The organism is Burkholderia sp. 567 (assembly GCF_040545115.1).
In the GTDB taxonomy this organism is placed as follows: domain Bacteria; phylum Pseudomonadota; class Gammaproteobacteria; order Burkholderiales; family Burkholderiaceae; genus Burkholderia; species Burkholderia ambifaria.
The window spans coordinates 475,795-502,762 of sequence record NZ_JBEPLG010000004.1 but is presented as its reverse complement, the minus strand read 5'-3'; the positions used below and the strand labels follow the sequence as shown (position 1 = coordinate 502,762).

Genomic DNA, 26,968 nt, shown 5'->3' with positions numbered 1-26,968 from the left:
TTCCCCATGATGTTCGAACAGGTAGGAGATGCGGTATTCGACGCCACGCGCGAGGGCATTCGCCGTTTCGTGGCCGATGAACTCGAGCCGATGGAGCGCGAACTCGGTCTCGATTCGGAGAGCGTCTGGCCGAAGGACGTGTTGCGGCGCGTGTGGCGGCGTTCCGCCGAACTCGGTTATTACTCGGCGTGCCTGCCGGTGCAACTGGGCGGCAAGGGCTTTTCGGTTCTGCAGCAGTGCGCGCTGAAAGCCGATCTCGCGGCGAGCGGCTGCTCGCTCGCCATGCACGTGCTCGGCGATCTGGGCGGGCCGCCGCGCGTGGGCAACATGCTCAAGTACGCGACGCCGGACCAGTTGCAGCGCTACTTCATGCCGGTGATCCGCGGCGAGAAGTCGACCTGCTTCGCGTTGACCGAGCCGCATTCGGGCTCGGACGTGCAGAGCATCGCGACGAGCGCCGTGGCGGACGGCGACGATCTGATCGTGAACGGCCACAAGCACTACATCAGCGGGGCACCGTTCGCGGACTTCGCGATCGTGATGTGCGTGACCGACGCCACGACCACGCCGCCTGCCATCAGTGCGGTACTCATCGATCTCGATCTGCCGGGCGTGACGGTCGAGCAGGCGTACGTGCCGATGTCGGGCCAGCATATCGACGCGGACATCCGCTTCGAGAACGTGCGCGTGCCGCGCACCAACCTGTTCGGCGGCGCGGGCAATGGCTTCAAGCTCGGCATGTCGCGCATCAACGTGAACCGTTTGCTACATTGCCCGACCATGCTCGGGCTCGCGACCTCGGTGTACGAAGCATCGCTCGATTACGCGCGCAGCCGGCGGCAGTTCGGCGGTCCGATTGCGAGGTTTCAGGCGATCCAGCACATGCTGGCCGACATGGCGGCCGCGTTGTGGGCCTGCGAAAGCATGATTGCGCAGACGGCCATGCTCGCGGATGCCGGCGGCGACCTGCGCATGAAAGCGGCCGCGTGCAAGGTGTTCGTTTCCGAACGCTGCTTCGAGATTGCCGACAAGGCGGTGCAGATTCACGGCAACGTGGGCGTGACGCGCCATCATCCGGTGGAGCAGGCGTTCCGCAAGCTGCGGATGTTCCGCATTTTCACGGGGACGAGCGAGATTCAGCGCAACACGATTGCGCGTGCGATTCTCGATACCGGCGCGCAGGCCTCGTAAGCGGTCCGGAGCAGGTTGGGCGAACCCGTCGGGTTCGCGCCGCCGCCTAGCGGCGAGCAAGAGAAAAAGACTGGAGACAAGGATGTCCGCATACGGCAGAGACAACCCTAACTATCGGCCCGCGCGCGCGTGGTCGATCGCCATCATGCTCGCGTTGCTGATGACGGTGAACTTTCTCGACAAGGTGGTGTTCGGCATGATCTCCGTGCCGATGATGCGCGACCTCGGCCTTACGCCCACGCAGTTCGGCCTGATCGGCGGCAGCCTCAACTGGCTCTTCGCAATCGCGGCCGTGGTGGGCGGCGTGCTGGCGGACCGCGTTGCCACGCGCGCCATCCTGCTGCTGATGGCGCTTTCGTGGTCGCTGCTGCAATTGCCGATGCTCTTCGCGGGTTCGATGACGGTCGCGCTCGTCACGCGCGTGCTGCTCGGCGCCGGCGAAGGTCCGGCATCGCCCGTTTCGCTGCACGCGCTCTACAAGTGGTTTCCGGACCAGAAGCGCGGCCTGCCCGCCGCCGTGCTCTATCAGGGCAGCGCGCTCGGCTTGTTCGTCGCCGGTCTCGCGATACCGGTCATCACCGCGCGCTGGGGCTGGCGCACCAACTTCGCTGTGCTGGCCGCGCTCGGCTTCGTGTGGTGCGTGTGCTGGTTTTTCTTCGGCGCCGAGGGCCCGCTGGAACGGCCGCGCGCCCTGCGCGACGAACGGCGCGTACCCTGGCGCACGCTGTTGGCCGACCGTACCATCGCCGGCAATTTCTGCGGGCATTTCGCGGCCAACTGGGTACTCGCTACCAGCCTCACGTGGATGCCGCACTATCTCCAGGCCGGACTGGGCTTCGGCGCGGAGAATTCCGGGCGACTCTTCGCGTTGTTCGTCGCGATTACCACGCCGATGGGCCTCGGGCTCGCGTGGCTCTCGCAGCACCTGCTGGGCGCGGGGATGCCGTCGCGCAAGTCGCGTGGTGTCTTCATCGCCATTGCACTCGTGGCAGCCGGGGTCTTGCGCTTCGCGGTGTATCTGCCCGCGCTCGGGCCGCTCGTGAAGGTGCTGATGCTTACGCTGAGCAGCGGGCTCACGCTCGCGATGTATTCGGTCGGCCCCGCCATGCTCAGCGAAGTTGCGCCGGACGGTCAGCGCGGCGCGGTCCTCGCGTTGAGCAACGCGATTGGCTCGCTGGCCGGACTCGCCGCGCCCGTGCTCACGGGCGTGCTGATCCAGCACGCGCACGGCATGACGGCCACGGCACAGGGCTTCGAACAATCGTGCGTACTGTGCGGCTTCGTGCTGATAGGTTGCGGCGTGCTGTGCGCGCGCTGGCTCGACCCGCAGCGCTCGCGCGCCGCCATTCAAACCGTGCGCGAAGCCGAAGCCGTTTTGTCCTGAGCGCGGCTGCGCTTTCGCCGCTCTTCCCCTGCGCAGGGCCGCGAGCCTTGCGCGTCTCTCATTTCACCACGCCATGCAAAACACTCCGATTTCATCGGCGCTTGCCGATCTGCCCGTGCAGCGCGCGACCGAGGCGACTCGGCAAGCTAATCACAACGCGTTGCAGGCACTGCCCGCGAACGACGATCTCGACATGGAGGAAGCGCAACGCGGCTTTATCGGCACGCTTGCCGACGCCGAGATTCGCGATGCCTATGGCCGGCTTGTCTGGAGCATGGCCGACTATGCGTTCCTCGACGAAGAAACCGCGCCGCCCACGGCGCATCCCGCGCTATGGCGTAAGGCGCGGCTCAATTGCCTGCATGGGTTGTTCGAGGTCATGCCGCGGATTTATCAGGTACGCGGCTTCGATCTCGCGAACATGACGCTGATCGAAGGCGATACGGGTCTCATCATCATCGATCCGCTCACGTGCCGCGAAACGGCGCAGGCGGCGCTCGAACTCTTCTACGCGCACCGGCCGCACCGGCCTGTTCTGGCCGTGATCTACAGCCATAGCCATACCGATCACTTCGGCGGCGTGAAGGGCGTGGTCGACGAGGCACGCGTGCGCGCGGGCGAGGTCGCCGTGATCGCGCCCGCGGGCTTCATGGAAGAGGCCGTCGCGGAAAACGTGATGGCGGGCACGGCCATGGAGCGGCGCTCGCAATTCCAGTTCGGCCAGACGCTCGCGCGCAATGCCTGCTGCCAGATCGACGCGGGGCTCGGCAAGACGATGCCGAACGGCACCGTTACGCTCATCGAGCCGACCCAGCTGATTCATCAGGAAAGCGAAACACATACGATCGACGGCATCGACATCGTGTTTCAGTTGACGCCCGATAGCGAAGCGCCCGCCGAAATGCACTTCTTCTTTCCGCAATTGCGGGCGCTGAACGTGGCGGAGAACGGCACGCGCACGCTGCACAACCTGTGTCCGCTGCGCGGCGCGCAGGTGCGCAACGCGAAGGCCTGGTCGCGCTATCTGCATCAGGCGCTCGAACGCTACGCGGGCGGCGCGGACGTCGTGTTCGCGCAGCATCACTGGCCTACGTGGGGCACCGCGCGCCTCACTTGTTTTCTCGAACAGCAGCGCGATCTCTACAAGTACCTGCACGACCAGACGCTGCGCATGATGAATCGTGGCGGAACCGCCGCCGAAATCGCCGAACGGATGACGCTGCCCGATACGCTTGCCGCGCAATGGCATACGCGCGGCTATTATGGCACGGTGTCGCACAATGTGAAGGCGATCTATCAGCGCTACCTGAGCTGGTACGACGGCAATCCGGCGCATCTGCACGCCTTGCCGGACGAGCTTTCCGCGCCGCGCTACGTGGAGTACATGGGTGGCGCCGAGGCGATGCTCGAACGCGCGCGCCGCGATTTCGAGCGCGGCGAGTATCGCTGGGTCGCCGAGGTGATGAACCGCCTCGTGTTTGCACAGCCGACGCTGCGCGAGGCGCGTGAACTGGGCGCGGCGGCGCTTGAGCAAATGGGCTTTCAGGCGGAATCCGCGACGTGGCGCAACGCCTACCTGCTTGGTGCGCGTGAACTGCGCGAAGGCGCGGGAGCGGGGGCCGGACAGATCATGCGTAGCCAGGACCTCGTGCGCGTGCTGAGCGACGGCGTGTTTTTCGACTACCTGGCCGTGATGGTCGACGGTCCCAAGGCGCAGACGCTCGACATTCGCATGACGTGGCGCTTTACCGACCGCGATGCATGCTATGCGCTGTATCTGAAGCATGGCGCGCTGACCTGGTCGGCTACGCCGCATCGCGAAGGCCACGACCTGGATATCACCATGGAGCGTGCCACGCTCAATCGCATCCTGCTCGGCGAGACGCAGTTCGGCGCCGCGCTGGCGGAAGGCGAGATCGTGCTCGAAGGTACCAAGGCGCTGTTCGGCGCGTTCCTCAACACGCTGGAAAAGCCCGACGGGCGTTTTAACGTCGTCGAGCCGTGATGTCGTGCAGGCGCATCCGGCGCGCAGCCGGATGCGAACGTCAGAGCGATGCGCCCGATACGCGAATGCGGTTATCGACGTCGATGACGCCTTCGACCTTGCGCGCGGCCTCGACCGCGAATGTGACCTGCTTGTTGTAGTTCACGGCGCCGGAGAGCATGACGTGTCCGCCGCGTACCGTCACGATGATGCGCGCGGAGTTCAGGCCGCGCGTGCGCGCCAGTGCGTTTTCCACGCGGTGCGCGAGCTTGCGGTTCGCGGCCCTGGCGGCTTTGACGTCGCTTGCGGCTGCCTTCGTACCGGTCGCGGACGAGGGCGCCGCTTCTGATGCAGCCGGTTGGGCGCTCGCGCAGTCGCCGAGCGCGGCGAGCATCACCACGACGGCGATGCATGGGATGCGAGTGGATATCTTCATGTTGACGTGTAAATGCTGAGTGAGGAAGAACGCGGCAAAACTGCCTAGAACCGCGTCATGAGGCCGAGCGTGACGCCGGTCGTCGAGCTTGCGCCGCTGCGCATGCCGAGCCCCGCGATGTTCATGGCGTCGGTTCGATAAGCGCCGGAGAAGCCGTTGTAGTCGACTTCGGCGTAAAGCTCGGTGCGCTTCGAAAGGTAGTACTCGGCGATGGCATAGGTCGTGATCTTGTGCCCGCTGCCGTCTTTGGCATTGGCGAGATGACGGGCGCTGTCGTAGTACGCGGCGGCCGTGAATTGCAGCCCGGGGGTGGCCACGACCATGACGCCGATGCTCGGAATATGATCGCGCCGGGTGGGTTGGCCTTCAGTGGCCGCGCTCACGCTGAAATCGGCGTAGCTCATGTAGAGGCGCGCGGGACCGAGTTGCAGCGAGCCGCCTGCGTGAAAGGTCTGGGCCCATTGCGTCGCGGTCGCGTTCCAGGTCTTCTGATAGCCGAAGCCGCCGAGCGCCGGGCCCCATTGGTACATGGCGGTACCGGAGACATTGGTGCCCGAGCGCAGATTGCCGGCGACGCCGCCCGGCGAATAGCTGGCGCCAAAGCGGAAACCGCCTGCACGACCGATGTAGCTGATCGTGTTGTTAAAACGGGTTTCGTTGGTGAAGTAGTTGAAGAAGTAGAGCGCGTTGGGCTGGATGGCGAGCGACTGTGCCTGACCGCCGGTGGGATCGACGAGCGTGGCGAAGTACTCGCTCGCGCTGACCTGGCGGCCGAAGGTGAGCCGCCCGAAGCTGCCTGAAAGACCGACGAACGCTGCCTGCGAGAAGAGTACCCCGGCGCTCTTCAATGCGCCGGTTCCGCTGTTGAAGGCGTTTTCGAGCTTGAAAATGGCAGCGAGGCCATTGCCGAGGTCTTCCCTGCCGTAAAGGCCGAAACGATTCACGGTGAGGATGTTGTTGTTGAACATGACTGCGCTACCGCCCTTCTGACCATTGACCCAGCGCACGCCCCCACCGATGTCGCCATACAGCGTGACGCTGGATTGCGCATGAGACAGACAGGGTGACAGACCGGCAATTAGCGCGGATAAAACGATCTTTTTCATTTGTCTCCTTCGTTCATTGTTATTCGATAAGACTGCGAAGTGATGGGCGATGGCAGATTCGCCTCGACAGATTCGTCGCTGCCTTCGGATAGTGTGGAGCAGGAGAACGCCCTGGGCCATCAAGCGTCGGGAATAGAACCATTCCTCCTGGAGATGTCCGTGGTAACGCGAAGTGGCGGCGCGGACGTGCCAATGGCATGTCTGACGGTTATCCCCTTATGCCTGATGCGGCCTTGACGCCGATTTGCTCATCTTTCATTCTCGGGCGACGGTAAAAACATCATCAGATTGGAGCGTGCATCGACATGAATCGCCTCGTCCATCGTTCGAATCCCGCGCTGCTCGCCTTTTTGTTGGGCGCGGCATGCGTCTTTGCACCTACTACGCGTGCGGACGTCCCACGTGAACCTGTCGCGAAATCCGACAGCACCGCCGCTACCGGCGCGCGACCGGAAACCACGCTGCGCTGGAAGCTGCGCAACACGCGCATGTTCATCCCTACCGCGAACGTCGAGCGCGCACGTACGCCCCTCGCGCTGCCCGACGGCCCGCAGCTCGATCCGGATTCGATTGCCTTCACGGTGGATGGCACGACGCTCACACTTAGCGACTACCTGCGCCGCACGCAGACCGATGGTTTCATCGTCGTGCGCGACGGGCACGTCGTGCTCGAGCGCTATTTCGACGGCTTCGGCCCGCATCAGACGCATATGTGGGCGTCGATGACGAAATCGGTGACGGGCCTGCTCGCCGCGCAACTGATCACCGCCGGCAAGCTCGCGCCCGACGCGCCTCTCTCGACGTATGTGCCTGAACTCGCCGGCACGCCGTTTGGCGACGCGACACTCCAGCAGAATCTCGACATGGAAGTGTCCGTGCGCTATCCGGCGGCATTGCCACCGGACCTCGGGCTCTTTGCGGCAGTCGGCTTCGTACCGCGCGGGAGTGGCGCGCCCGACAGCATCCATCGCTTCCTGAAAGCCGCGCTGCCTTCGCCCGATGCACGAGCGGGTAGACTCTGGTATTACCAAAACGGCTCGCCGGAAGCGGTGGCATGGGCGATCCGGCGCGTGACGGGCGAGTCGTGGAGCGCGCTGGCATCGCGCGAGATCTGGAGCAAGCTCGCCGACGACGACGCCGATATCGTCGTCGATCACACCGGCACGGAAATGGCAAGTGGCGGCCTCAACACCACGTTGCGCGATGCGGCGCGCTTTGGCGAACTCGTGCGCACGAGCGCGACCGGCGACAACGCGCGCTTTCCCTCGAGCTCAACACGCCTCGCCCTGCAACCGGCCTCGAACGCCGCGGCTTTCGCAAAGGGCAATCTCGCGCCTGGCCGGCCTGGCTACAGTTATCGCGACTACTGGTATCAATTGAACGATGGCGATGGTTCATTCGCGGCGAGCGGCCGCTTCGGTCAGGCGATAGTCGTCGATCCGCGTGCGCGTCTCACGGTCGTCAAGTTCTCATCGTCGCCCGATCAGGCAGCGCGCCCGACGAGCGCAACGGGCGGAGCGATCGAGCACGCGCCGCTCGATACGGCCGACGCCTTGCATCGTGCAGTCATTGCCATCGCGAAGGCGGCGCGACGCTGAGTGCGATAGGAGCCCGATTTGCGCGCAGCGCCGGGAAGTCGTGCAGCAGGTAATTGAACAGCACGACTATTCGGAGCGCCGGGCGTGCGCGCTCATTGGCTTGAATCGCCGAACGTTCCGGCGGCCGGCGCCGCCTGACGCCGACCACGAAGTGCGGCAACGGCTGCGCGAGCTGGCACAGGAGCGGCCGCGGTTTGGCTCGCCCCGCCTGCATGTCTTGCTACGTCGAGAGGGCCTGGTCCAGAACCACAAGCGCACTGAGCGGCTGTACCGCGCAGAAGGCCTATCTGTTCGCCTGAAGCGTCGAAAGAAACGCCCGAGTCATCTCCGCGTGGTCATGCCGACGCATACGCATGTTGACGATCATCGACGAGTGGAACCGCGAGTGCCCGCACATCGAGGTCGACTTCTCTCTAACGGGTGTACGCGTGGCGCGTGTGCTCGAGCCGTTGCGGCAACGAGGACGATGTCCCAATCTGATTCAGGTGGATAACGGGCCGGAGTTCATCAGCAAGGCTCTCGATGCCTGGGCGCACGAACATGGCGTCAAGCTGCAGTTCATCCGTCCAGGCAAGCCGGTGGAAAACGCGCACATCGAAAGCTTCAACGGCCGACTGCGCGAAGAATGTTTGAACCAGCATGCATTCGTCAGTCTCGACGATGCACGCACGCGAATCGAAGCCTGGCGCACTGACTACAACTCAGTGCGCCCGCATAGCGCCTTGGGGCAACTGGCGCCGGACCAATTCCGGCAACTGCATCAACCCAAAACCGGCGAGCCCACTAAATTACGAATGGTGTACTCGGCGGGGTAGGGTCACTTGGCATCGTCCGGAATCGCGCGTGATCCACCCCACGCCCCACTACGCCCGGTCAAGCAGGTCGACGAGCAGCCTGGCCCCGTCGGCCCCCTTCGTGGAATCGGTCCACAGCCGGTCGATCATCTTCCGGTACATCGCGACGGCATCCGCCGACGTGGTGATCGTCGCGATGCCGGTACGAATGTTCGGCAGCTCGCCGAGCCGGAACGGCGATACCGCGATATGCGCGCTGTCGTCGTCCTCGAAGATCTGGAAGGTCTCGTTCGGCAGGTTGTCGCTGACGATGCCGATACGCACGCCTTTCGCATCGTCCTCGAGCATCCCGACGATCCGCATCACTTCCCGGCGCGCGGCGAGTTTGCGCTCGAGCTGCACGCCCGGCGGCAGCCCTAGGCGGCCGACAAGGCCGTGGTGCAGGAACTGCTCGATCTGGCGCAGCCCGATCAGGCTCGTCACGTTCAGCGGTGCGCGCCGGAACGCGGCTTTCCGGTCCGCGAGGATCGCCATCACTTTCGACAGCGTCTGCCGCCACGCGGCATCGGTCAGCGACGGCGGGATGCTTTCCTCGAGCATCTGGCGCAGCCAGCCTTCGTAATCGTCGGAGGTCAGCAGGAACGAGAACGGATCGAAATGCGCGAAGATCCGCTGCGAGCGGCTCTCGATCTGCCGCATGCGCTCGAAATAGCTGATCGCCGAATCGTGATACTCGACCTCGACGCCCATCAGGTTCGCGAGCGACACGCCGAACAGCGCGGCGAGCCGCTCGAGCGTATCGATCTTTACAATCTCGCCGCGTTCGAGCTTGTAGACCGCCGCGCGCGAGATGTTCAGGCGCTCGGCGACATCCTCGCTGCGCAACTCGGCAGCCATCCGGTACGCGCGCAAGCGCTCGCCAATGCTGTCGAAGTCGAAGCGCGCGCCGCGCAGACGCGTTTTTCGGGAACCGGCGGTGGACATGAAGTACCTCTGAGTGGCGGGTGAAAAATCGACAGACACCGGGTTGCGCGACCGCGCCGCGCCGCCATCCTGCCGGGGGCATCGCGAAGATCGATGTTTGTCTATTTTTTTGTATCGGGTATTTTAACGTAGCCGACAACGGATGCTCGCACATCCGCGGCTTGCGCTCGTCTGGTGCGCGGTAACGGCCTGCGCCCGGACCGTGTCCGTGCGCGTGCACATCGTCTAAATATTTGGACGAACGGCGAGCGCGCGGACGCTGTCGGCGATAGAGGCATCGCCCCTTCCAGACATTCACACGTGCCGGCCCATTGCGCCGGGAGGAGAAAAGCATGACGTTGCGTACCCCGCGCGCCCGATTTCGGGCAGGATTCCTGATGGCCGGCGCGGCAGGCGCCATTGGCGTCGCGCCGCTCGCGCACGCGCAGTCGAGCGTGACGCTGTACGGCGTCGCCGACGCTTTCGTCGGTTCGGTGAAGCAACCCGGCGGGCGCACGGCGCTCGTGCAGTCGGGCGGCGGGATGACGACGTCGTTCTGGGGGCTCGGCGGCAGCGAGGATCTCGGCAACGGCAACAAGGCGTTCTTCGTGCTCGAAAGCTACTTTCAACCACAAAGCGGCGCGTACGGCCGCTACGCCGGGGACAGCCTGTTTTCGCGCAATGCGTACGCGGGATTGCAGACGCGGTTCGGCCAGCTTCGTCTTGGCCGAATCACGACGCCGCTGTATCTCGCGACGATCCAGTTCAACCCGCTGTTCAATTCGTACACGTTCTCGCCGATGATCTTCCACACGTTCAAGGGCGTGGGCGCCGAGGGCGTGGTCGGCGATTCGGCGTGGAACAACGCGCTCGCCTATACGAGCCCGACGTTCGGCGGATTCAATGCGGGGCTGCTGTATGCACTCGGCAATACGGCCGGCCGGAACGGCGCGAAGAAATGGAGCGTCAACGCGAACTACGCGCGCGGCGCATTCGCGGCCGCCGTGGTCTTCCAGTACGTGAATTTCAGCGCGACGCCTGGCGATCTCGACGGCGCGCTCGCCGCGGCGCCGGGCCTGTCGAGCCAGCGCACGGTGCAGGTCAGCGCGTTGTACGACTGGCGTGTCGTGAAGCTGTTCGCGCAGTACATGAACGTCGCGAACCGCGCGCAGCGCGGCAACTTCCACGGCGATACGCTGCAGGCCGGCGTCAGCGTGCCGATCGGCGTGGGTTCGCTGCTGGCGAGCTACGCGTATACGCATTCGAGCGGGGCGCTCGCCGACGGCGCGCATCGCAGCACCGGCGCGCTCGGCTACGACTATCTGCTGTCGAAGCGCACCGACCTCTATTCGGCGATCAAGGTCGATCACGTCGGCGGGCTGTCGACCGGCATCACGTACGGCGCGGGCCTGCGCACGCGTTTCTGACGCAGGCATCGCGATGCGAGGCTTCCCGGTTTACCCCGATACATCGGACGCTTGCATTCCGTTTTTGATGCGGGTAGTCTAAATATTTAGACGAGGAGGAAAGCATGAACCTTATGGACGCCACGCAGTGGCTGGCACAGGACGTCGTCGGCTTTTCCGACATTCACCGGTTCGCGACGCGCTGCCGGGACGCGGCGGCGCCGCACGGGCGGGAATCGGCGGCGCTGGTGCTGCTCGCACAGGCGGCCGCGACGTTCGCCGAACGGCAGGAGGGCGTGGCGGTCTGCACGGAGACGGTGCAGGCGTTTCTCGCCGAACTGCGCGAGCACGCGCGGCGGCTGAGCGATGCGAGCGGGCGCTCGGACGACGCGCTGCTCGCGGCGCTCAACGGCTTCGCCGCGCAGGTGTCGAAGGAACTGGTCGTCTGATGCGCGACGCCGGCGCGAATCCGCCCGGGCCACGCCCTTAAGCTGTGCGATGCCGACGATCGGGTTGTGGTCCGTCTGTCTAAAAAAAACGACAAACGACCGCGAGGCGGACCGCCGGCATCGATATCCCCTCCTCACGATACGGACAATCATGGAAGCGAACCTTCGATCCTCCGCGGCCGCGCCCGCCGACGCACCGCCCGAACGGGTGTCGCGCTACGCGTGGAAAGTGCTGGCCGGTTCGGCCATCGGCTATGCGATGGACGGCTTCGACCTGCTGATCCTCGGCTTCATGCTGCCGGCAATTGCGGCGTCGCTGCACCTCGGCGCGCAGCAGGCGGGGGCGCTCGTCACGTGGACGCTGGTCGGCGCGGTCGCGGGCGGCGTGATTTTCGGCGCGCTCAGCGATCGCTACGGCCGCGTGCGCGTGCTGACCTGGACGATCCTGCTTTTCGCGGTGTTCACCGGGCTGTGCGCGTTCGCACAGGGCTTCTGGGATCTGCTCGCGTACCGGACCATCGCCGGCATCGGCCTCGGCGGCGAATTCGGCATCGGCATGGCGCTCGCGGCCGAAGCGTGGCCTGCAGCCAAGCGCGCCCGCGTGTCGTCGTACGTGGCGCTCGGCTGGCAGAGCGGCGTGCTCGCGGCGTCGCTGCTGACGCCGCTGCTGCTGCAGAGCGTCGGCTGGCGCGGCATGTTCGCGATCGGCGTGCTGCCCGCGATCGTCGCCTGGGTGCTGCGCAACAAGCTGCACGAGCCGGAAGTGTTCGTCCGGAGCCCGCAGCCGGCGCGCACGGGCGCGCGTTTCCGGCTGCTGTTCGCCGATGCGCGCACGACCCGCACGAGCATCGGCATCGTCGTGCTGTGCGCGGTGCAGAACTTCGGCTACTACGGGATCATGATCTGGATGCCGACGTTCCTGTCGAAGCAGCTCGGCTTCTCGCTGACGAAATCCGGATTGTGGACCGCCGTGACGGTGCTCGGGATGATGGCCGGCGTCTGGCTGTTCGGACACCTGGCCGACCGGATCGGCCGCAAGCCGACGTTCCTGCTGTACCAGCTCGGCGCGGTGGCGATGGTGTTCGCGTATTCGCGGCTGACGGACCCGGCCACGATGCTGTGGGCCGGCGCGCTGATGGGCATGTTCGTGAACGGCATGGTCGGCGGCTACGGCACGCTGATGTCCGAAGCGTACCCGACCGCGGTGCGGGCGACCGCGCAGAACGTGCTGTGGAACGTCGGCCGTGCGATCGGCGGCCTCGGGCCGCTCGTCGTCGGCGCGCTCGCCGCGCGCTATTCGTTTCAGATCGCGATCGCGATGCTGGCCGCGCTGTACGTGCTCGACATGATCGTCACGGTCACGCTGATTCCGGAACTGAAGGACCGCGCGCTCGACTGACGCGCGTGCCACCCGCCCAACCGTAACGAGGAGAGAACGATGGACGTGATCGACGGGGCGCGCGCCTGCGCGCAGCCGTGGGCGGCCACGGTCGCCACGCACGCGTGCGACGTGGTCGCGCATCGCGCGGTGAACCGGCGCTATCGCTATCTGCGCGTGCGCGCCGACGCGCCGCTCGCGAGCGTCACGCAGGCCGGCCAGTTCTATCAGCTCGTCTGCCCCGTCAGCGATCTGCACCGGCCATTCCTGCCGCGCCCGATGAGCGTGTACGGCGTCGGCCCCGGCGCCGGCGAAATCGAGTTCCTGTACAACGTGACCGGCGAAGGCACGCTTGCGCTCGCGCAGCTCGGCGTCGGCGCGCGGCTGTCGATCGTCGGCCCGCTCGGCCGCCCGTTCACGCTCGACGCCGGTGCGCGACGGCTGCTGCTCGTCGCGCGCGGCGTCGGTCTCGCGACGATGGCGCCGCTCGTGCAGCGCGCGGCGCAGGCGGGCATCGCGCTGACGGTCGTGATGTCGGCGCGCACGCCGGACGACCTGATGACCGCGGAATTCCTGCGCGGCGCGCCGGCCGACGTGCATGCGGTGTTCGACAGCGACGGCTCGTCGGCGGTCGCGAACGTGGACGCGCTGCTGCGCGCGGGAATCGCGCGCGATCGTCCGGACGCGGTCTACACGTGCGGCTCGCAACGGTTGCTCGCGCTGCTGCAGCGCGTGCTCGCCGACCATCCGTCGATGCGCGGCGAGGTCGCGCTCGAGCAGCGGATGGCATGCGGGATGGGCGTCTGCCTGTCGTGCGTGCGGATGTTCGACGACGGCGCGACCCGCGCATTCCGGCGCGTGTGCCGCGAGGGCCCGGTGTTCGCGATTCGCGACGTGGTGACGGAGGTGGAGGTGGAAGTTGGCTGACCTGAGCGTACGCGTGGGCGAACTGCGCCTGCGCAATCCCGTGATGCCGGCATCCGGCTGTTTCGCGATCGAGTATCGCGATGCGCTCGACCTGAGCGGGCTCGGCGCGCTCGTGATCAAGAGCGTGTCGCCCGTCAGCCGCCCGGGCAACCCGACGCCGCGTGTCGCCGACGCGGGTGACGGCATGCTGAATTCGATCGGCATTCCGAGCCGCGGCATCGACGACTATCTCGAACACGTGCTGCCCGCGTACACGGGCCACGGCACGCCGGTCGTCGCGTCGGTATCCGCCGATACGGCGGACGCGTTCGCGCGCGCGTGCGAGGCGCTGTCGCGGCCGGACGTCGCGGCGATCGAGGCGAACATCTCGTGCCCGAATCTCGAGGCGGACGGCATGGCGTTCGGGATGGACCCGGGCATGACCCGGCAGGTCGTCGACGCGATCCGCACGCGCACCGGGCATCCGCTGTGGGTGAAGCTGACGCCGAACGCGGGCAACATCGCGAAGATCGCGCAAGCGGCGCAGGACGCGGGCGCCGATGCGATCGTGATGGGCAACACGGTGCTCGGCATGTCGATCGACGTGCGCACGCGCCGGCCGTCGCTCGGCAACGTGATGGGCGGCCTGTCCGGGCCGTCGATCAAGCCGATCGCGCTGCGGCTCGTCCACCAGTGCTACCGCGCCGTGTCGATTCCGGTAATCGGTTGCGGCGGCATCCGGAGCGCCGCCGACGCCATCGAGTTCCTGCTCGCCGGCGCGAGCGCGGTGCAGGTGGGCACTGCGTCGTTCCGCGATCCGGGCGTGATGCGCACGATCATCGACGGGCTCGAGCAGTTTTGCGCGGACGAGGGCATCGGCGCGATCGCGTCGCTGACCGGGCAGGTCAGGCTCGACGCGGAGCTGAGCGAGCGCTGGCAGCGCTTTTGCGCGGCGCCGGCGCGCGCGGGCGGCACGACGGCGGGGGCGTGATGAACGCGCATACCGACAGGCCGGACGCGCCGACGGACATCGAGGTGCACGACGCGGCGGCGCTGCCGCTTGCCGAACTGACGGCGCTCGCCGAGCAGTGGTTCGACGAGATTCGCGTGCTGTCGGCCGACGGCGTGGGCGTCACGCGCGAGAGCTACGGCGACAGCGAAACGGCGGCCGCGCAGCGGCTGGCGGCGCACGCCGAACGCGAGGGCATCGCAGTGCGCGCCGACCGCGCGGCCAACCTGGTCTTCAGCCTGCCCGACGCGGACCCGCATGCGCGTGCGATCTGGGTCGGCTCGCATCTCGACTCGGTGCCGCATGGCGGCAACTACGACGGGCTCGCGGGCATCGTCGCGGGGCTGCTGTGCCTCGTCGCGCAACGGCGCAGCGGCCGCGCGTCGCCGCACCCGTTGAACGTGATCGCGCTGCGCGGCGAAGAGAGCGCCTGGTTCGGCAAGGCCTACATGGGATCGAGCGCGCTGTTCGGCCGGCTGACGCCGGACGATCTCGCGATGAAGCATCGCAGCACCGGCCGCCCGCTGGCCGACTGCATGGCGGCGGCGGGCGTCGACATCGACGCGGTGCGGGCGCGCAAGCCGCTGTTCGACGTGCGGCGCGCGCATGCGTATCTGGAGCTCCACATCGAGCAGGGGCCCGTGATGGTCGCGCGCGGGCTGCCGGTCGCGGTCGTGTCCGGCATTCGCGGCAACGTGCGGCACAACTGCATCAGCTGCATCGGCGAGGCCGGCCACTCCGGCGCGGTGCCGCGCGACCTGCGGCACGACGCGATCTTCGCGGTCGCCGAGCTGATCACGCGGCTCGACGAGCACTGGCGCCGACTGCTCGAGCGCAACATCGATCTCGTCGTGACGACCGGCATCGTGTCGACCGACCAGGACGAGCATTCGATTTCGCGGATTCCCGGCCAGGTGCATTTCAGCTTCGAGGCGCGCAGCGAGAGCACGGAGACGCTCGACGTCTTCCATGAGCTGCTGATCGCCGAATGCAATTCGATCGCGCGCGAGCGCGGCGTGCGATTCGATTTCGACCGGCGGTTGGCGAGCGCGCCGGCGCGGATGGATGCCACCCTGCGCGCCGCGCTTGCCGATGCGTGCACGCGGCTCGACGTGCCGTATGCGACGCTGCCGAGCGGCGCGGGCCACGACGCGGCGCTGTTCGCGAACGCGGGCGTGCCAAGCGGGATGCTGTTCGTGCGCAACGATCACGGGTCGCACAACCCGCGCGAGGCGATGTCGATTGATGATTTCATGCTGGGCGTGCGCGTGCTCGCCGACACGATTGCGCGGCTGTGACCGGCGACACGGGAAGCGATGGCGGCCGACGCGCCGTGGATCCGGAACGCGTGCGGTTCACGCCGACGGAACGTGTGCGCCCGCGCCGCCTTCCGCGCGGTTCACGTGCGCGAGCACGAATGCATAGACGTCCTCGAGCGCCGACACGATGCGCGTGCCGGCCGCGACGCCATCGAACGCGCTCGCGGGCCCGGTGCAGATCAACGGCTTCGCGAAGCGCGTCGCGAGGCGGATCTCGTCGAGCGTGCCCTTGCTCCCCGGCAGCGCGACGACGACGTCGCTCGTCAGCACGTTCACGTAGTTGCGGCTCAATGCGTCGTCCGGCGCGTCCGCTTCCTTGCGCGGCAGTGGCGTGACGATAGGCAGGTCGATGAACGGATTCGGATAGCCGGCGATCGGCACGAAGCCGAACAGCGGGTGCGCTTCGCTCGGCACGATGCCGATCGAGCGGCCGCGGCGCCCCGGCGTCGTCGCGTACGCGCGCGCGATCGACAGCATCACGCCGCGGCCGGCGCCCGTCAGCAGGTCGAATCCTTGCGTGGCGATCCACGTTCCGAGCGGCGTCGCCAACTCCGGCCATTCGTTCTTGCCCGAGCCCATCACGCCAATGATCGCCATCTTGTCCTCCTGGTTGGCCGACGCGCGGCGCGTCGATCTCAGCGATCGCGCGTGCCGTTCGTCTTTTTAATTATACACATCGGCCGATTTCTGGCGATGCGACGGCGATGACGGCCTGAAAATTGTGGACTTTCCCGTCTTGCATTTTCCCTTCACTTTATTTAGTCTAAAAAAATAGATTTATCGACGGACGTATCGCGACTCGAGGGTTCGCCGGTACGCAGACGTCTCCGGGGCGATACAGCCCGCTATAACCTGAGAGAGAGGTGTATTCATGCTTGACCACGCCACCAACGAATTGCTGACCCGCGTGGGGCCCGGCACGCCGTGCGGCGAGTTGCTGCGTCGCTACTGGCATCCGGTCGGTTATTCGTCGGAGCTGGCCGAAGCCGGCCAGACGAAACGCGTGCGGATTCTCGGCGAGGATCTGGTGCTCGCGCGCACCGGCAACGGCGGCGTGCTGCTCGTGCAGGAGCGTTGCCCGCATCGCGGTGCATCGCTGCTGTACGGCTTCGTCGAGGAAGCCACGATCCGCTGCGCGTATCACGGCTGGCAGTACAACGCGGCCGGCGAATGCGTGGAGCGGCCGTTCGAATCGGCGAAGGCGAGCCGCGTCTGCAAGAAGCTGATCGACAGCTATGCGACGCACGAATGCGGCGGGCTGATCTTCGCTTACATGGGGCCGGCGGAGCAGAAGCCCGCGTTTCCGAACTGGGACATCCTCGTGCGCAACGACGGCGTCCGCCATTTCGAGGTGCAGGACGATCTCGCGTGCAACTGGTTCCAGGTGCAGGAAAACGCGGTCGACGTCACGCACACCTTCTATACGCACTCGAAATACTTCGAGCACCTCGGCATGCGCGACGCGTCCGGGTTCGGCAAGCCGTTCAAGCGGTTCGGCTTCCAGCGCTTCGACTGGGGCATCGTGAAGAGCTGGGAATACGAAGGCGAGGGCCGTGGCTGGGGCAACCTGATGGTGTTCCCGAACATGCTGCGGATCATGACCGAGATGCACTGGCGCGTGCCGGTCGACGATACGACGACGCGGATCGTCTGGGTGTCGTTCACGCCGAACGCGGACGGCGGGCAGCCGCCCGCGGACGAGGCGCCGAAGATCGTCCGGCAGCCGGCGCGCACCGACGCGGCGGGCCGCTACCTGATGGACACGTTCATGAGCCAGGATGCGATGGCGGTCGAGACGCAGGGCCCGATCTTCGATCGTTCGCGCGAGAACCTCGGCGCGTCCGATCGCGGGATCGTGATGTTCCGCCAGATGCTGCAGGAGCAGATCGACGCGGTCGCGCGCGGCGAGCGGCCGGTCGCGAACGTGTACGGCGGCGCGCCGGACGTGACCGACCTGCGCGCATGGATGGGCGGCTATCTGCCGATGAGCTGCGCGCCCGACCCGACGTTCCGCCAGCAGCGCGAATTCGGCGACATCTTCGACGAGTCGCACGTCGAATACGAGATCCCGGCGAACTCGCCGGTGATGCGCGCTTGAGCGGCGGTGCGCTCGGCGGGCCGGGCCGCGGCGCCGGCATGCTGACGGGCGGCCGCGTCACGGCCGCGCTGCTCGCGGCGGGGCTCGCGAGCGTCGCCGCGCTCGGCGCGCGCGGCACGCTGTCGGCCGGCGACGCACGCATCGTCGCGATTGTGTTCACCTGCATCGTGCTGTGGGCGACGGGCGCCGTCGCGAGCCTGTGGGTGTCGCTGCTGTTTTTCTTCCTCGCGGCGACCTGCACGGCGGTGCCCACCGCCGAGATCTTCTCCGGCTTCGGGTCGAGCGCGTTCTGGCTCGTGTTCAGCGGCGCGGCGATCGGCTTCGCGCTGAAGGAGAGCGGCCTGAGCGAACGGATCGGCATCGCGCTCGCGCGCCGGATCGGCGGCTCGTATCTGAAGGCGCTGCTCGCATTCGCGATCCTGAGCTTCCTGCTGTCGCTCGTGATGCCGTCGACGTTCGGACGGATCGCGATCCTGGTTCCGATCGCGATCGGCTACTGCGACGTCGTGAAGCTCGGCGCGCATGCGAACGGGCGGCGCGGCATCCTGCTGCTCGTGATCGTCGGCTCGTACGAGCTGGCTGCCGCGGTGCTGCCCGCGAACCTGCCGAACGTGATCATGGCGGGGATTCTCGAGCAGTCGCACGGGATGCATCTGCGCTTCTCCGAGTATCTGCTGCTGTTCTTTCCGGCCGGCGTGATCGTGCGCGGCGCGGTGCTGGTGCTCGCGTCCTGGTGGCTGTTCGCGGATACGGTCGGCGAAGTCGAGATACCGGCGACGCGCGTCGCGCTCGGCCGCCGCGAATGGCACGCGATCGTGCTGCTGGCGATCACGCTCGCGTTCTGGTTCACCGACGCCGTGCATCGCATCGCGCCCGGCTGGGTCGGGCTCGGCTTCGCGCTCGTCTACTTCGGCACGTCGCCGCCCGCGCAGCTCGAGCGCTTCACCGCGACGCTGAAGATGGACCTGCTTTGGTTCATCGCGGCGATCATCGGGCTGACCGCGCTCGTCAACCATCTCGACGTGCGCGTGCCGGACACGCTCGCGCTCGACGCGCTGCGCGACAGCCCGATGCTCATGTACTTCGCGCTGACCGCGCTGTCGATCGTCGTCTGCTTCGCGGTCACGTCGAATGCGGAACCGGCGCTATACGTGCCGATCGTGTCGCGCCTGCTCGCGCAGGGGCTGCACCTGAAGGCCGGCCTGCTCGCGCAGGTGATGGGCTATGCGACCACGGTCCTGCCGTACCAGTCGCCGCCGATCGTGTTCGGCAACGCGCTCGCGCAGCTGGACCGGGGTGCGGTGCTCCGGTACTGCATCGCGACGGCGCTGCTGGGCGTGGTGTTCGTGATCCCGGTCAATGCGTTGTGGTGGCGGCTGATCGGGCTGCTGTGAGTTTTCCTGAACGGTGAATCCTATGATCGAAAACGATCTGCTTGCCGCGCGCGTGATTGCGCGCGAGCGCGTCGCGTGCGACGTGATTTCGCTGCGGCTCGTCAGCGACGCGCCGGGTCTCGACCTGCCGGCGTTCGAAGCCGGCGCGCATATCGACCTGCATCTGCGCGACGGGCTCACGCGCAAGTATTCGCTGTGCAACGATCCGGTCGAGCGTGGCGTGTACGAGATCGCGATCAAGCGCGAGCCGGCGTCGAGCGGCGGCTCCGCGCACGTGCACGATGCGATCCGGGTAGGCGACGTGCTGCGGATCGGCGCGCCGCTGAATTACTTCCCGCTCGCGCCGGACGACAGCCCGGCCGTGCTGCTCGCCGCCGGGATCGGCGTGACGCCGTTGCTCGCGATGGCGCATAGCCTGGTGCGTGCCGGGCGGCCGCTCGCGTTCCACTACTTCGTGCGTTCGGCCGACGCGGCCGCGTACGGGGCGACGCTTGCGTCGCGGCTCGCGGACGTCGCGACGGTGCACACGGGGCTGACGCCCGACGCGACCCGCGACGCGATCACGACGATCGTCGGCGCGATGGATTCGCGCTCGCATCTGTATTTCTGCGGACCGGCGCCGTTCATGGCGGCCGTCGACGCGATCGCGCGTCCGGCGCTCGGCGATGCGCGGCTTCATCACGAGTATTTTTCCGCGCCGGCCGCGGAGCCTGCCGACGGCGAGGCCGACGCGTTCCGGATCGAGCTCGCGCGCTCGCAGCGCGCGCTGCTCGTGCCGCCGGGACAGTCGATCACCGATGTGCTGTACGAGCACGGCATCGCGGTCGCCACGTCGTGCGAGGCGGGCGTGTGCGGCGCATGCCGGACGACCGTGCTCGAGGGCACGCCCGATCATCGGGACGCGTTCCTGAGTGCGGTGGAAAAGGCCCGGAACGATTGCATGATGCCGTGCGTGTCGCGATGCCGTGGGGGACGGCTAGTGCTGGATCTGTGAGCCGTCACGGGGGGCTGTGTGCGCTGGCAAACTGGGTACGCGCGGCGAAGGCCGGTAAGCTGAAGGATGTCGGTCGGCACCGGAAGCCACTGACGGAAATGGAAGTCGAGCGGGCGCAGGTCAAGCGCGAACTGGCCGAGGTCAAAATGGAGCGCGATTGACCTGCCCCCTGAGCTGCCCCCTTCAATAAGGCCAATGAGCTTCCGGCAAAGTCCCTTTGAACCAACTCCTGGAAAGCGGCAGGAGCATCCGCGGTTGTCCGATGTTCCGCCCCAAACTCTGACGGCGCAAGGTCGTTCAGTGCACTGTGCGGCCTTTGCTCGTTGTAGTCCTGACGCCATGCCGCGCTGACAGCCCGAGCGTGCACGAGTGTCGTGAACCAGTGCTCGTCAAGGCATTCGTCGCGGAACTTGCCGTTGAACGATTCGCTGTACGCATGCTGCGTTGGCTTGCCCGCCTGAATCAACTTCAGCGTGACGCCGTTCGCATACGCTCACTGGTCAAGCGCGCGGCTCGTCAATTCGGGCCCCTGGTCTGTTCGCGCCGCCTTGGTATAGCCACGAAAGCGAGCTGCACGGTCCAATGCCCGATCCGGCCTGTCGCACCGATCGATCCCATCGCCCCGGTCGGTTTTCTTCTCCGTTCTCTCTTCGCATCCCGATCGTTCCGTTCGCATCGCGTCGGCGAAAGCCGACCCGATACAAGAGACTAACCGCCAGGGGACGCCCACGACGCACGAGCCGGCAGCAAGCGCGGCACGGCTGTGCGTGGCGCCGCCGTGCGCTTTTTGATTGCAGCACTCCAGCAGACGAGGACATCGTGACTTACACAGGATGCAGGGATGAGATTGCCGGCGGCCTAACCAAGGTGCTGTGGACGGCTTCGCAGCTCGACGACGAAGCCGATTTCGAGGATCTCCTCGAAGCGATCCGCGTGCTTCGGCCCAAGTGGCCCGGGGCGGGGACGGTCGCCGCGTGGCGCTACGTCCGGCGCCAGGCATGGAGCGACGCGCGCCGCGTGCTCGAAGACGACGACACCGAAGCGAAGCGCTCGGGGCTTCATGCCGCACTGATGGCGGTGTGTCTGTTTGGCCTCGAAGACCCGCTGTGGCACAGCTATGCGCTCAGCGCGGCCGAGCAGCGCGAAAGCATCGAGGGCGCGACGATCGGCGCGCGTCTGCTCGAGCGTGCCGCAAAGCTCGACGCCAGCGTTCAAGCGCCTGCGTCCACCGACGCACCGGCGAGCACGCACGGCGTGCCGGCCGACCACAGCGGATTCTCCGCGTCGATGACGTGGGTCCGCGCATGAGCATCCATCCGTTTTCACTTTCCGCGCGCTGGGCGATTCGCATTTCAATTGCAGCCTTCGCATCGGTGCGCTTGTAGCAGCGACAGCAACCTAGACTGACTTTGCCTCGTAGTACCCACGGTCACGCAACCACTTACCCGACAGGAAGGAAACATCATGAATCTGAACGTTCCGAGTATGAATACCTACCCCACCGATCCGGCGAGCTACCTGCAACGGCTGACCAACGGTGCCTCGACAGGCTCGACGCAGGACGTGCTCAAGGATCTCATCGGCCTCATCAGCCAGTTGCTCAAGCAGATGCAGGCCGGGCAGAACGGGCAGGCCGGCGGCATGCCGGGCGGCGCCGGCGGTGCTGGCGGCATGCCCGGCGGCACGCCCGGCGGCGTGCCCGGTGGCATGTCCGGTGGCATGTCCGGTGGCGGCGCGGGCGCAATGCCCGGCGGTGTGGGGGCGACGCCCGGCGGCATGGGGAGCGCGGGCGCCATGCCGGGCGGCACCGGGGGGATGACGGTGCAAAACGCGGCGGGCGTGCTGGCCTCGTACATGGGGCAGCATGGCCTCAGCGCGTCGGACCCGAACACGATGTACAAACTCTCGACGAACGCCGACGGCGGCACCCCACCCACGGTGCAGCAAGCGGCGCAGACAATGCTCGCGAACCCGGGTGCCTACCAGCAGATCGAGACGCACGACGTGGCGGGCACCGACGGCAAGTCCGCGGTCAGCAATTTCCAATGGGCGGCTCAAGGCGGACTCGGCGCGGCGGGCAACGCAACGGGTGGCGCGGGCGGCGTGGCGGGGCAGTCGGGGACGACCGGCGGCTTGCCTGGCACGGGCGGTTTGCCGGCGAACACCAGTCCGCTGCCGACGACGGGTGGCTTGCCGACAACGGGCGCGACGGCAGGCTTCACACCCGGTACGGGCGACCTCCTGAAGGACGGCAAGCCGCTGCAGATGGCCGACGAAGGCAAGGCGCTGGCCAACTTCAACGCGCAGGATGGTGCCGACTTCCAGGCCATGGAAAGCGCGTTGTCGCACGGCGACGGCAATGCCGCGGCGAAGACGCTCGCCAACGCGGTGAAGTCGGGCAAGCTGAGCCAGTCGGATGCGGCGGCGATCGGCGCACAACTGCAGCAGACGGCGAACGCGCATGGCGGTGGCAAGATCAGCCACGACGCGAGCAAGGCGCTTTCGGATGCACTGGGCGGTGCGAACGTGCTGACGCCGGGCAAGACGCGTGCCGCGGTTGCCTTCGAGAACATCACCGGCATTCACACGGGTACGATCGCCGGCGTCAGCACGAAGTAACGTCGTCGGCAGTTCCGGCGATCATCCCGATCGGCGACCCGAGCGGCCGCCGATCGGGGGCTGCAGGAAGCGACAATCGGGGACAAGCGGCGACAATCGGCGGCCGCGCTGCGAAACACCGCAGCGCGGCCGCTTCGTTGTTTACCGGCGCAACCGATGTCCCGATTCAGCCCTCCATCTGCTGACGAAGGGACGCGTTCAGCGGGCTCCATTCGAGCAACGCGACGAAGCCGTCCTGCGCGGCGACCACGACCCAGCGCCGGTACTGATGCACGATCTGCCCGGGCTCGTACGTGTGTGCTTCCTGCCAGGCGGTGGCGCGCCGCACGTGGACGGTCGTGCCGAACAGCGGCGCGATCGATTCGACGTTCCCGCAGGCCCGCACGACGCGCATCACCTCGGCCACGGGCTGCGCGAAATCGATCGTGCGCTCGGCGTCGGCAAGGCGCGGCCAGTAGCTGCCCGCACCTTGCGGACGCCGTTCGTTCCAAAGCCGATCGAAGTCGCGGGCCACGCGCGTGGCCAGCCGATGGGCGGCCATCTGCAGCTTCAGCTGCAGCGTCTCGTGCCATTCGTCGGCATCAAGCGGAAAGCATTCGGAATCGACGATCTCCCCGGTATCGAAATCGGCATCGATTCGATGGCAACTGACGCCCCACTCGCGCCGCCCCTCGAGGATGGCGCGCATGGCCGGGTACGGGCCGCGCCCGTCGGGTAGCGGTGACGGATGGAAGTTCGCCGCATGGCGCAGATAGGGCTGCCACGCCGGAATCTTCCGGTTGTAGCCGGCCACGATCAGTGCGTCGCATTGCCGTTCGGCGAGCCAGCGCAGATCGTCTTCGTCGATGCGTGACAGCTGCACCGGAATGCGCAGCTTGTCCGCGCGCTCGACGAGTTCGCTATTGAAGTCGAGCCGGTTGTCGACCGGAATCGAGTAGAGCGCCACAGGCTCCCAGCCGGCGGCAACGAACGCGTCAAAGACGACACGCCAGCGATCGAAGCCGGCGAACGCGAATCGCATGATCGGTTCTCCCTTTCGCAATGAAGGTCATGGCGGCATGGACGGCGATGACGGCCGACGGCCACCCCGCTTCACGGTAAGCGCGCGCGGTGGAGGACAGCCTGCGCATTCCGAAGTTTCGTCGAGTGCCGCGAACCGGCAAATAGATCGCCGACTGCGCGGCGCGCGTCAGGACCTCAGCCCGAGGTTTTTCTTGATGGCGTCCTCCGCCGTCTTGGCGGCGGTTGCCGTGAGGCCGGGCTGCCCGATGATGTTGGCGATCTGTTTGAGCCGCTCGCTTTCGGTCAGCGGTGCGGCGCTCCGGCTGGCAGCCGATGTATCGCGCGGCGCCGGCGCCTCTTGCGGTTTTTCGCGCCGCGCGCGTGCAAGCTGCGAAAGCAGCAGTGCCGCTTCGCCCTTCGGAATGCCGCTGTCTGTCAGCAGCGTGTGCGCGGCGACCAGATCCTGATTGCGGCTCGCGCGCGGATGGTTGCCCACGATCGCGAGCGCCTGCTTCGCGCGCTGCGAGCCTGATGCGTCGACTGCCATGTCGGCACCCGCGAGCGCCGCAAGCGACGCCGGATCGAGGCGCCCGATGCTCTTGGTGACCATCGACAGAATGTGCTTGACCACGATGTCGCGCTCGGCATCCTTGTGTACCTTCGCCTTGTCTTCAGCGTGCATGCCCGAGATCAAGCGCTTGCCGAACGACGTCGTGCTGTTGGCGTAGCGGCGTGCATCGTCATAGAGCGACGCATAGATACCCGCCTGCGCGTGCGGGCTGCGCAAGTCCGCAGGCAGGCCTTCGTCCGCTGGCCGCGCCTCCATGGCGCGCAGATCGTCGATCTTCGCGCGGCTCGTTTGCAGCGCCGCGCGCAGGCGCTCGTCCTGTGTCTGGCCGGTGTAGTCGTGCGGGGCCAATACCGTGTCGACGTAGCGTTGGATCGTGGCGGCCTTCGCATTGCGCAGGTTTTGCCGTCCTTCGACAAACGGCTTCTTCAAATCGAGCGCTTCCTTGACGGCGTTGGTCAGGTGTCCGGATGCCGCGAGGGGTGCCAGCGCGCCGTGCGAGCCGCCTATGAGCAGCCCGCTTGCCGTCAGACCGATGGCGGACGTGACCGACTGGTAGAGCGCGCCGTTACGTTGCTTGCCCTTGTTCTCCGCGATGCTCATGGCGGTCAATACGTCGCGGGCATGCTGCGTGAGCGGATGCGCGTCGTCTCGCGCGATGCGTGAGAGCTTGCCTTTGTCGTATTGCCATTCTCCGTTGCTGTTTTTCGTCAGCAGCAGATTCTCGACCTGGTTGGGCATCGGCGCGCCCGGAGGGCGTTTTTCGGGGTGCTCGAAGCGTTCGACGTCGGCGGCGAGCATCGCCTTGACCTTGTTTTCGTAACGGCTATGGATCGAATGCGCGGCGGCGGCGTTCGAGCCCGAGGCCAGCGCGTTCACGAGGTCGGTGGCGGGCGCCGCGTCGTAGCCGAACTGTCCGTGCGTCGCCGTCGATACGCCGTTCAGGCCGTCTTTCGCGGGCCGCTTGGCGGCGATGGCCGTGAACGTCATGCCTTTGCGGTTGACGCCCATCGCGTGCGCGAAATCGGCGAAGCGTCGGCCTTTGCCGCCGGCACCCGGCACGAATGCGCCGATGTCGTCCACACCGGGCTTCTGCGGCGCGATAGCCGCTGCGGGCCTGGGGGCAGCGGGAGCAGCGGGCGCGGCGGGCGCGGCGGGCAGACCTTCCGCGCCCGGGCGCTTGCCGAGGCTGCCGAGTTCCTCGATGAGCGCACCGGCACTCGCGCGCCGGGTCGGCACCGGCGCGGGTTTCGCTCCCGTGGAGGGGCCGGGGTCGCTCGTCGTGCGGGTGAGGGATGCGGATTCGATCGCATGCGAGCGGAACTCGATCTTGGGTGGAGGCGCCATGATGTTCTCGGACGGGGAGACAAGATGGACTGCACTGTGCGGGCCGGTCATGACACTCCCGTGAACCGCGCGAAGCCTCGTTCGGATTGGCGAAGCAGGTTCGCGGCGGCATACCGCCGAGCCGTCTCGCGGGTGTCGCTCATTCGGTTTTCGCGGTGCGGCTTCGCGCGCGCGAACGCTTTCGCATCCGCATTCATTAGATTGGAACGAGGGCCGGCTTCACGCGGCTCGGTTTCGCGCGTTTCATCGAACGCGCGCTTTGTTCACGATCAAGGAGAAAACGAATGAGCTTCATCGGCAATATTGTGAAAAGCGTAGTCGGGGATGTCACCAAGGCTGCCGGGGGTGTCCTCAATGGTGTCGGCAACGCGCTGCACGGCGCGGCGACGTTCGGCAAGGGGCTGCTGAGCGGCAACCCGAAGGAAGCCCTTGCGGGGGCGGGGGCCATTGCGACGGGTGGGCTCGAGGCGCTCGAGGGCGGCACGGCGCTCGCGGAAAACCTGACGCCGGAGGGCGCCGCTACCGCGCTCGCATTGGCGGGCGGCAAGGAGGCGGTGCGAACGCTGACCTCAGGCACTGGCGCAGCCTGATGCACGGACGGTGACGAGCATGATGGAGCTTCTTACCGAACTGCCGGCCGATGCGCCGGCCATGGCGCAGGCGATCATCGAGCATATCGAGGCCAACGAGCTGGACGAGGCCGAGGCGCTGCTGGCGCGCATGCACGATGTCTACCCCGAAACGCGCGAGGTGCACGTGTTTGCCGTGACGATCGCATTGGTGCGCGGGCGTCCGCACGAAGCGTGGCAGATCGTGAACGGATTGCCCGACGATCGCGCGCCCGAACTGAAGGCAATCTGCCTGAAAGTCCTCGACGATCCGTCGTGGCATGGCTATGCGACGGCACACGAGGACAGTACCGATCCCTACGTGCGCCTTGCCATGCGGCGCCTGCTCGAAAGAGACTGATGGCCGCTTCCGGGGCCTTCGGCCCCGAGCGGCGAGCGCTTCTGAAGTGGTCAA

Annotated in this window: 25 protein-coding genes and 3 pseudogenes; 20 read left to right on the top strand and 8 right to left on the bottom strand. The window is 66.7% G+C overall.

Going from position 1 to position 26,968, the window contains the following annotated elements; translation table 11 throughout:
• Positions 1-9 precede the first annotated feature (9 nt).
• From ABIC50_RS15625 to ABIC50_RS15615, 3 genes are all read left to right on the top strand, one after another.
• Entirely contained in the window at positions 10-1,191 is a 1,182-nt protein-coding gene (locus ABIC50_RS15625) for an acyl-CoA dehydrogenase family protein (RefSeq protein WP_354165295.1), read from the top strand.
• Positions 1,192-1,273: 82 nt separating this feature from the next.
• Entirely contained in the window at positions 1,274-2,575 is a 1,302-nt protein-coding gene (locus ABIC50_RS15620; RefSeq protein WP_175737231.1) for an MFS transporter, read from the top strand.
• 73 nt (positions 2,576-2,648) lie between these two features.
• Complete coding sequence (locus tag ABIC50_RS15615) at positions 2,649-4,580, top strand: alkyl/aryl-sulfatase (protein WP_354165178.1); 1,932 nt, start codon at positions 2,649-2,651, stop codon at positions 4,578-4,580.
• 40 nt (positions 4,581-4,620) lie between these two features.
• On the opposite strand, the gene ABIC50_RS15610 is transcribed toward ABIC50_RS15615, so the two are convergent.
• The 3 genes from ABIC50_RS15610 to ABIC50_RS15600 form a co-directional block, all read right to left on the bottom strand.
• Complete coding sequence (locus ABIC50_RS15610; RefSeq protein ID WP_354165175.1) at positions 4,621-4,953, bottom strand: BON domain-containing protein; 333 nt, start codon at positions 4,951-4,953, stop codon at positions 4,621-4,623.
• A gap of 86 nt (positions 4,954-5,039) precedes the next feature.
• Positions 5,040-6,101, bottom strand: coding sequence for a porin (locus ABIC50_RS15605; RefSeq protein WP_354165172.1), 1,062 nt, complete (start codon positions 6,099-6,101; stop codon positions 5,040-5,042).
• A gap of 248 nt (positions 6,102-6,349) precedes the next feature.
• Positions 6,350-6,811, bottom strand: coding sequence for a hypothetical protein (locus ABIC50_RS15600; RefSeq protein WP_354165300.1), 462 nt, complete (start codon positions 6,809-6,811; stop codon positions 6,350-6,352).
• Here ABIC50_RS15600 and ABIC50_RS15595 point away from each other — a divergent pair.
• The 3 genes and pseudogenes from ABIC50_RS15595 to ABIC50_RS33985 all read left to right on the top strand — a co-directional run bounded on the left by ABIC50_RS15595 (position 6,749) and on the right by ABIC50_RS33985 (position 8,514).
• Entirely contained in the window at positions 6,749-7,699 is a 951-nt protein-coding gene (locus tag ABIC50_RS15595; protein WP_354165292.1) for a serine hydrolase domain-containing protein, read from the top strand. The two genes, ABIC50_RS15600 and ABIC50_RS15595, sit on opposite strands and share 63 nt — an antisense overlap.
• Positions 7,662-7,997, top strand: a pseudogene (locus ABIC50_RS33990) (IS3 family transposase); the annotation flags it as partial. The gene ABIC50_RS15595 and the pseudogene ABIC50_RS33990, both read left to right, overlap by 38 nt.
• Before the next feature lie 55 nt (positions 7,998-8,052).
• The gene (locus tag ABIC50_RS33985) at positions 8,053-8,514 is read left to right on the top strand and encodes an integrase core domain-containing protein (RefSeq protein WP_494178959.1); all 462 of its coding nucleotides are present in this window, start codon (positions 8,053-8,055) and stop codon (positions 8,512-8,514) included.
• 48 nt (positions 8,515-8,562) lie between these two features.
• Here ABIC50_RS33985 and ABIC50_RS15585 read toward each other — a convergent pair whose 3' ends face one another.
• Positions 8,563-9,477 carry a helix-turn-helix domain-containing protein gene (locus tag ABIC50_RS15585; RefSeq protein WP_085043334.1) on the bottom strand — a complete coding sequence of 305 codons (915 nt, stop codon included), beginning with the start codon at positions 9,475-9,477 and terminating at the stop codon, positions 8,563-8,565.
• A gap of 332 nt (positions 9,478-9,809) precedes the next feature.
• Here ABIC50_RS15585 and ABIC50_RS15580 point away from each other — a divergent pair, with 332 nt between their 5' ends.
• The 6 genes from ABIC50_RS15580 to ABIC50_RS15555 all read left to right on the top strand — a co-directional run bounded on the left by ABIC50_RS15580 (position 9,810) and on the right by ABIC50_RS15555 (position 15,902).
• Positions 9,810-10,883, top strand: coding sequence for a porin (locus ABIC50_RS15580; protein WP_175664520.1), 1,074 nt, complete (start codon positions 9,810-9,812; stop codon positions 10,881-10,883).
• A 104-nt stretch (positions 10,884-10,987) separates the two neighbouring features.
• Positions 10,988-11,311, top strand: a complete 324-nt coding sequence (locus tag ABIC50_RS15575; protein ID WP_011660795.1) for a hypothetical protein — start codon at positions 10,988-10,990, stop codon at positions 11,309-11,311.
• A gap of 151 nt (positions 11,312-11,462) precedes the next feature.
• Positions 11,463-12,710 (top strand): MFS transporter, encoded by a 1,248-nt coding sequence (locus ABIC50_RS15570; RefSeq protein ID WP_105830939.1) that lies wholly within the window; start codon positions 11,463-11,465, stop codon positions 12,708-12,710.
• A gap of 39 nt (positions 12,711-12,749) precedes the next feature.
• Positions 12,750-13,616, top strand: a complete 867-nt coding sequence (locus tag ABIC50_RS15565; protein ID WP_354165169.1) for a dihydroorotate dehydrogenase electron transfer subunit — start codon at positions 12,750-12,752, stop codon at positions 13,614-13,616.
• Positions 13,609-14,586, top strand: a complete 978-nt coding sequence (locus ABIC50_RS15560) for a dihydroorotate dehydrogenase (RefSeq protein WP_175748059.1) — start codon at positions 13,609-13,611, stop codon at positions 14,584-14,586. Before ABIC50_RS15565 ends, ABIC50_RS15560 begins: the two co-directional genes overlap by 8 nt.
• Positions 14,586-15,902: a Zn-dependent hydrolase gene (locus ABIC50_RS15555; protein WP_354165166.1), complete on the top strand. Its 1,317-nt coding sequence runs from the start codon at positions 14,586-14,588 to the stop codon at positions 15,900-15,902. Before ABIC50_RS15560 ends, ABIC50_RS15555 begins: the two co-directional genes overlap by 1 nt.
• Positions 15,903-15,959: 57 nt before the next feature.
• Here the strand turns inward: ABIC50_RS15555 and ABIC50_RS15550 are convergent, their stop codons facing one another.
• Positions 15,960-16,520, bottom strand: coding sequence for an SLOG cluster 4 domain-containing protein (locus ABIC50_RS15550; RefSeq protein WP_354165163.1), 561 nt, complete (start codon positions 16,518-16,520; stop codon positions 15,960-15,962).
• A 274-nt stretch (positions 16,521-16,794) separates the two neighbouring features.
• Between ABIC50_RS15550 and ABIC50_RS15545 the strand changes: the two genes are divergently transcribed.
• The 4 genes and pseudogenes from ABIC50_RS15545 to ABIC50_RS15530 form a co-directional block, all read left to right on the top strand.
• Positions 16,795-18,021, top strand: a complete 1,227-nt coding sequence (locus ABIC50_RS15545) for a Rieske 2Fe-2S domain-containing protein (RefSeq protein WP_354165160.1) — start codon at positions 16,795-16,797, stop codon at positions 18,019-18,021.
• Positions 18,018-19,415, top strand: coding sequence for an SLC13 family permease (locus tag ABIC50_RS15540; RefSeq protein ID WP_354165157.1), 1,398 nt, complete (start codon positions 18,018-18,020; stop codon positions 19,413-19,415). The genes ABIC50_RS15545 and ABIC50_RS15540 overlap by 4 nt, the downstream gene beginning before the upstream one ends.
• A 22-nt stretch (positions 19,416-19,437) precedes the next feature.
• Positions 19,438-20,409, top strand: coding sequence for a PDR/VanB family oxidoreductase (locus ABIC50_RS15535; protein WP_354165154.1), 972 nt, complete (start codon positions 19,438-19,440; stop codon positions 20,407-20,409).
• A gap of 20 nt (positions 20,410-20,429) precedes the next feature.
• Positions 20,430-20,567 (top strand): annotated as a pseudogene (locus ABIC50_RS15530) (IS3-like element ISBvi4 family transposase); the annotation flags it as partial.
• A gap of 101 nt (positions 20,568-20,668) precedes the next feature.
• On the opposite strand, the pseudogene ABIC50_RS15525 reads toward ABIC50_RS15530, so the two are convergent.
• Positions 20,669-20,998, bottom strand: a pseudogene (locus ABIC50_RS15525) (integrase core domain-containing protein); the annotation flags it as partial.
• Between the two features lie 230 nt (positions 20,999-21,228).
• Between ABIC50_RS15525 and ABIC50_RS15520 the strand changes: the two are divergent.
• Positions 21,229-21,717, top strand: coding sequence for an HrpB1 family type III secretion system apparatus protein (locus ABIC50_RS15520; RefSeq protein ID WP_212118447.1), 489 nt, complete (start codon positions 21,229-21,231; stop codon positions 21,715-21,717).
• A 156-nt stretch (positions 21,718-21,873) separates the two neighbouring features.
• Entirely contained in the window at positions 21,874-23,028 is a 1,155-nt protein-coding gene (locus tag ABIC50_RS15515) for a hypothetical protein (protein ID WP_354165151.1), read from the top strand.
• 166 nt (positions 23,029-23,194) lie between these two features.
• Here ABIC50_RS15515 and ABIC50_RS15510 read toward each other — a convergent pair whose 3' ends face one another.
• Together ABIC50_RS15510 and ABIC50_RS15505 are read right to left on the bottom strand one after the other, a co-directional pair.
• Positions 23,195-24,049, bottom strand: coding sequence for a methionyl-tRNA formyltransferase (locus tag ABIC50_RS15510; protein WP_175704442.1), 855 nt, complete (start codon positions 24,047-24,049; stop codon positions 23,195-23,197).
• 168 nt (positions 24,050-24,217) lie between these two features.
• Positions 24,218-25,996: a hypothetical protein gene (locus ABIC50_RS15505; protein WP_354165148.1), complete on the bottom strand. Its 1,779-nt coding sequence runs from the start codon at positions 25,994-25,996 to the stop codon at positions 24,218-24,220.
• 233 nt (positions 25,997-26,229) lie between these two features.
• Here ABIC50_RS15505 and ABIC50_RS15500 point away from each other — a divergent pair, with 233 nt between their 5' ends.
• Together ABIC50_RS15500 and ABIC50_RS15495 are read left to right on the top strand one after the other, a co-directional pair.
• The gene (locus ABIC50_RS15500) at positions 26,230-26,535 is read left to right on the top strand and encodes a hypothetical protein (RefSeq protein WP_006750728.1); all 306 of its coding nucleotides are present in this window, start codon (positions 26,230-26,232) and stop codon (positions 26,533-26,535) included.
• A gap of 19 nt (positions 26,536-26,554) precedes the next feature.
• The gene (locus tag ABIC50_RS15495) at positions 26,555-26,914 is read left to right on the top strand and encodes an HrpB1 family type III secretion system apparatus protein (protein WP_006750727.1); all 360 of its coding nucleotides are present in this window, start codon (positions 26,555-26,557) and stop codon (positions 26,912-26,914) included.
• Positions 26,915-26,968: the final 54 nt, after the last annotated feature.

Excerpts from the sequence above, each read along its gene's own strand:
- ABIC50_RS15625 (WP_354165295.1), top strand. The coding sequence starts at position 10 with ATGTTCGAACAGGTAGGAGATGCGGTATTCGACGCCACGCGCGAGGGC.
- ABIC50_RS15620 (WP_175737231.1), top strand. The coding sequence starts at position 1,274 with ATGTCCGCATACGGCAGAGACAACCCTAACTATCGGCCCGCGCGCGCG.
- ABIC50_RS15615 (WP_354165178.1), top strand. The coding sequence starts at position 2,649 with ATGCAAAACACTCCGATTTCATCGGCGCTTGCCGATCTGCCCGTGCAG.
- ABIC50_RS15610 (WP_354165175.1), bottom strand. The coding sequence starts at position 4,953 with ATGCTCGCCGCGCTCGGCGACTGCGCGAGCGCCCAACCGGCTGCATCA.
- ABIC50_RS15605 (WP_354165172.1), bottom strand. The coding sequence starts at position 6,101 with ATGAAAAAGATCGTTTTATCCGCGCTAATTGCCGGTCTGTCACCCTGT.
- ABIC50_RS15600 (WP_354165300.1), bottom strand. The coding sequence starts at position 6,811 with ATGCGTCTGATGCGGGCCGAAGCCGTCGAAATAGCGCTCGAGCACGAC.
- ABIC50_RS33985 (WP_494178959.1), top strand. The coding sequence starts at position 8,053 with ATGTTGACGATCATCGACGAGTGGAACCGCGAGTGCCCGCACATCGAG.
- ABIC50_RS15585 (WP_085043334.1), bottom strand. The coding sequence starts at position 9,477 with ATGTCCACCGCCGGTTCCCGAAAAACGCGTCTGCGCGGCGCGCGCTTC.
- ABIC50_RS15580 (WP_175664520.1), top strand. The coding sequence starts at position 9,810 with ATGACGTTGCGTACCCCGCGCGCCCGATTTCGGGCAGGATTCCTGATG.
- ABIC50_RS15575 (WP_011660795.1), top strand. The coding sequence starts at position 10,988 with ATGAACCTTATGGACGCCACGCAGTGGCTGGCACAGGACGTCGTCGGC.
- ABIC50_RS15570 (WP_105830939.1), top strand. The coding sequence starts at position 11,463 with ATGGAAGCGAACCTTCGATCCTCCGCGGCCGCGCCCGCCGACGCACCG.
- ABIC50_RS15565 (WP_354165169.1), top strand. The coding sequence starts at position 12,750 with ATGGACGTGATCGACGGGGCGCGCGCCTGCGCGCAGCCGTGGGCGGCC.
- ABIC50_RS15555 (WP_354165166.1), top strand. The coding sequence starts at position 14,586 with ATGAACGCGCATACCGACAGGCCGGACGCGCCGACGGACATCGAGGTG.
- ABIC50_RS15550 (WP_354165163.1), bottom strand. The coding sequence starts at position 16,520 with ATGGCGATCATTGGCGTGATGGGCTCGGGCAAGAACGAATGGCCGGAG.
- ABIC50_RS15545 (WP_354165160.1), top strand. The coding sequence starts at position 16,795 with ATGCTTGACCACGCCACCAACGAATTGCTGACCCGCGTGGGGCCCGGC.
- ABIC50_RS15535 (WP_354165154.1), top strand. The coding sequence starts at position 19,438 with ATGATCGAAAACGATCTGCTTGCCGCGCGCGTGATTGCGCGCGAGCGC.
- ABIC50_RS15515 (WP_354165151.1), top strand. The coding sequence starts at position 21,874 with ATGAATCTGAACGTTCCGAGTATGAATACCTACCCCACCGATCCGGCG.
- ABIC50_RS15510 (WP_175704442.1), bottom strand. The coding sequence starts at position 24,049 with ATGCGATTCGCGTTCGCCGGCTTCGATCGCTGGCGTGTCGTCTTTGAC.
- ABIC50_RS15505 (WP_354165148.1), bottom strand. The coding sequence starts at position 25,996 with ATGACCGGCCCGCACAGTGCAGTCCATCTTGTCTCCCCGTCCGAGAAC.
- ABIC50_RS15500 (WP_006750728.1), top strand. The coding sequence starts at position 26,230 with ATGAGCTTCATCGGCAATATTGTGAAAAGCGTAGTCGGGGATGTCACC.
- ABIC50_RS15495 (WP_006750727.1), top strand. The coding sequence starts at position 26,555 with ATGATGGAGCTTCTTACCGAACTGCCGGCCGATGCGCCGGCCATGGCG.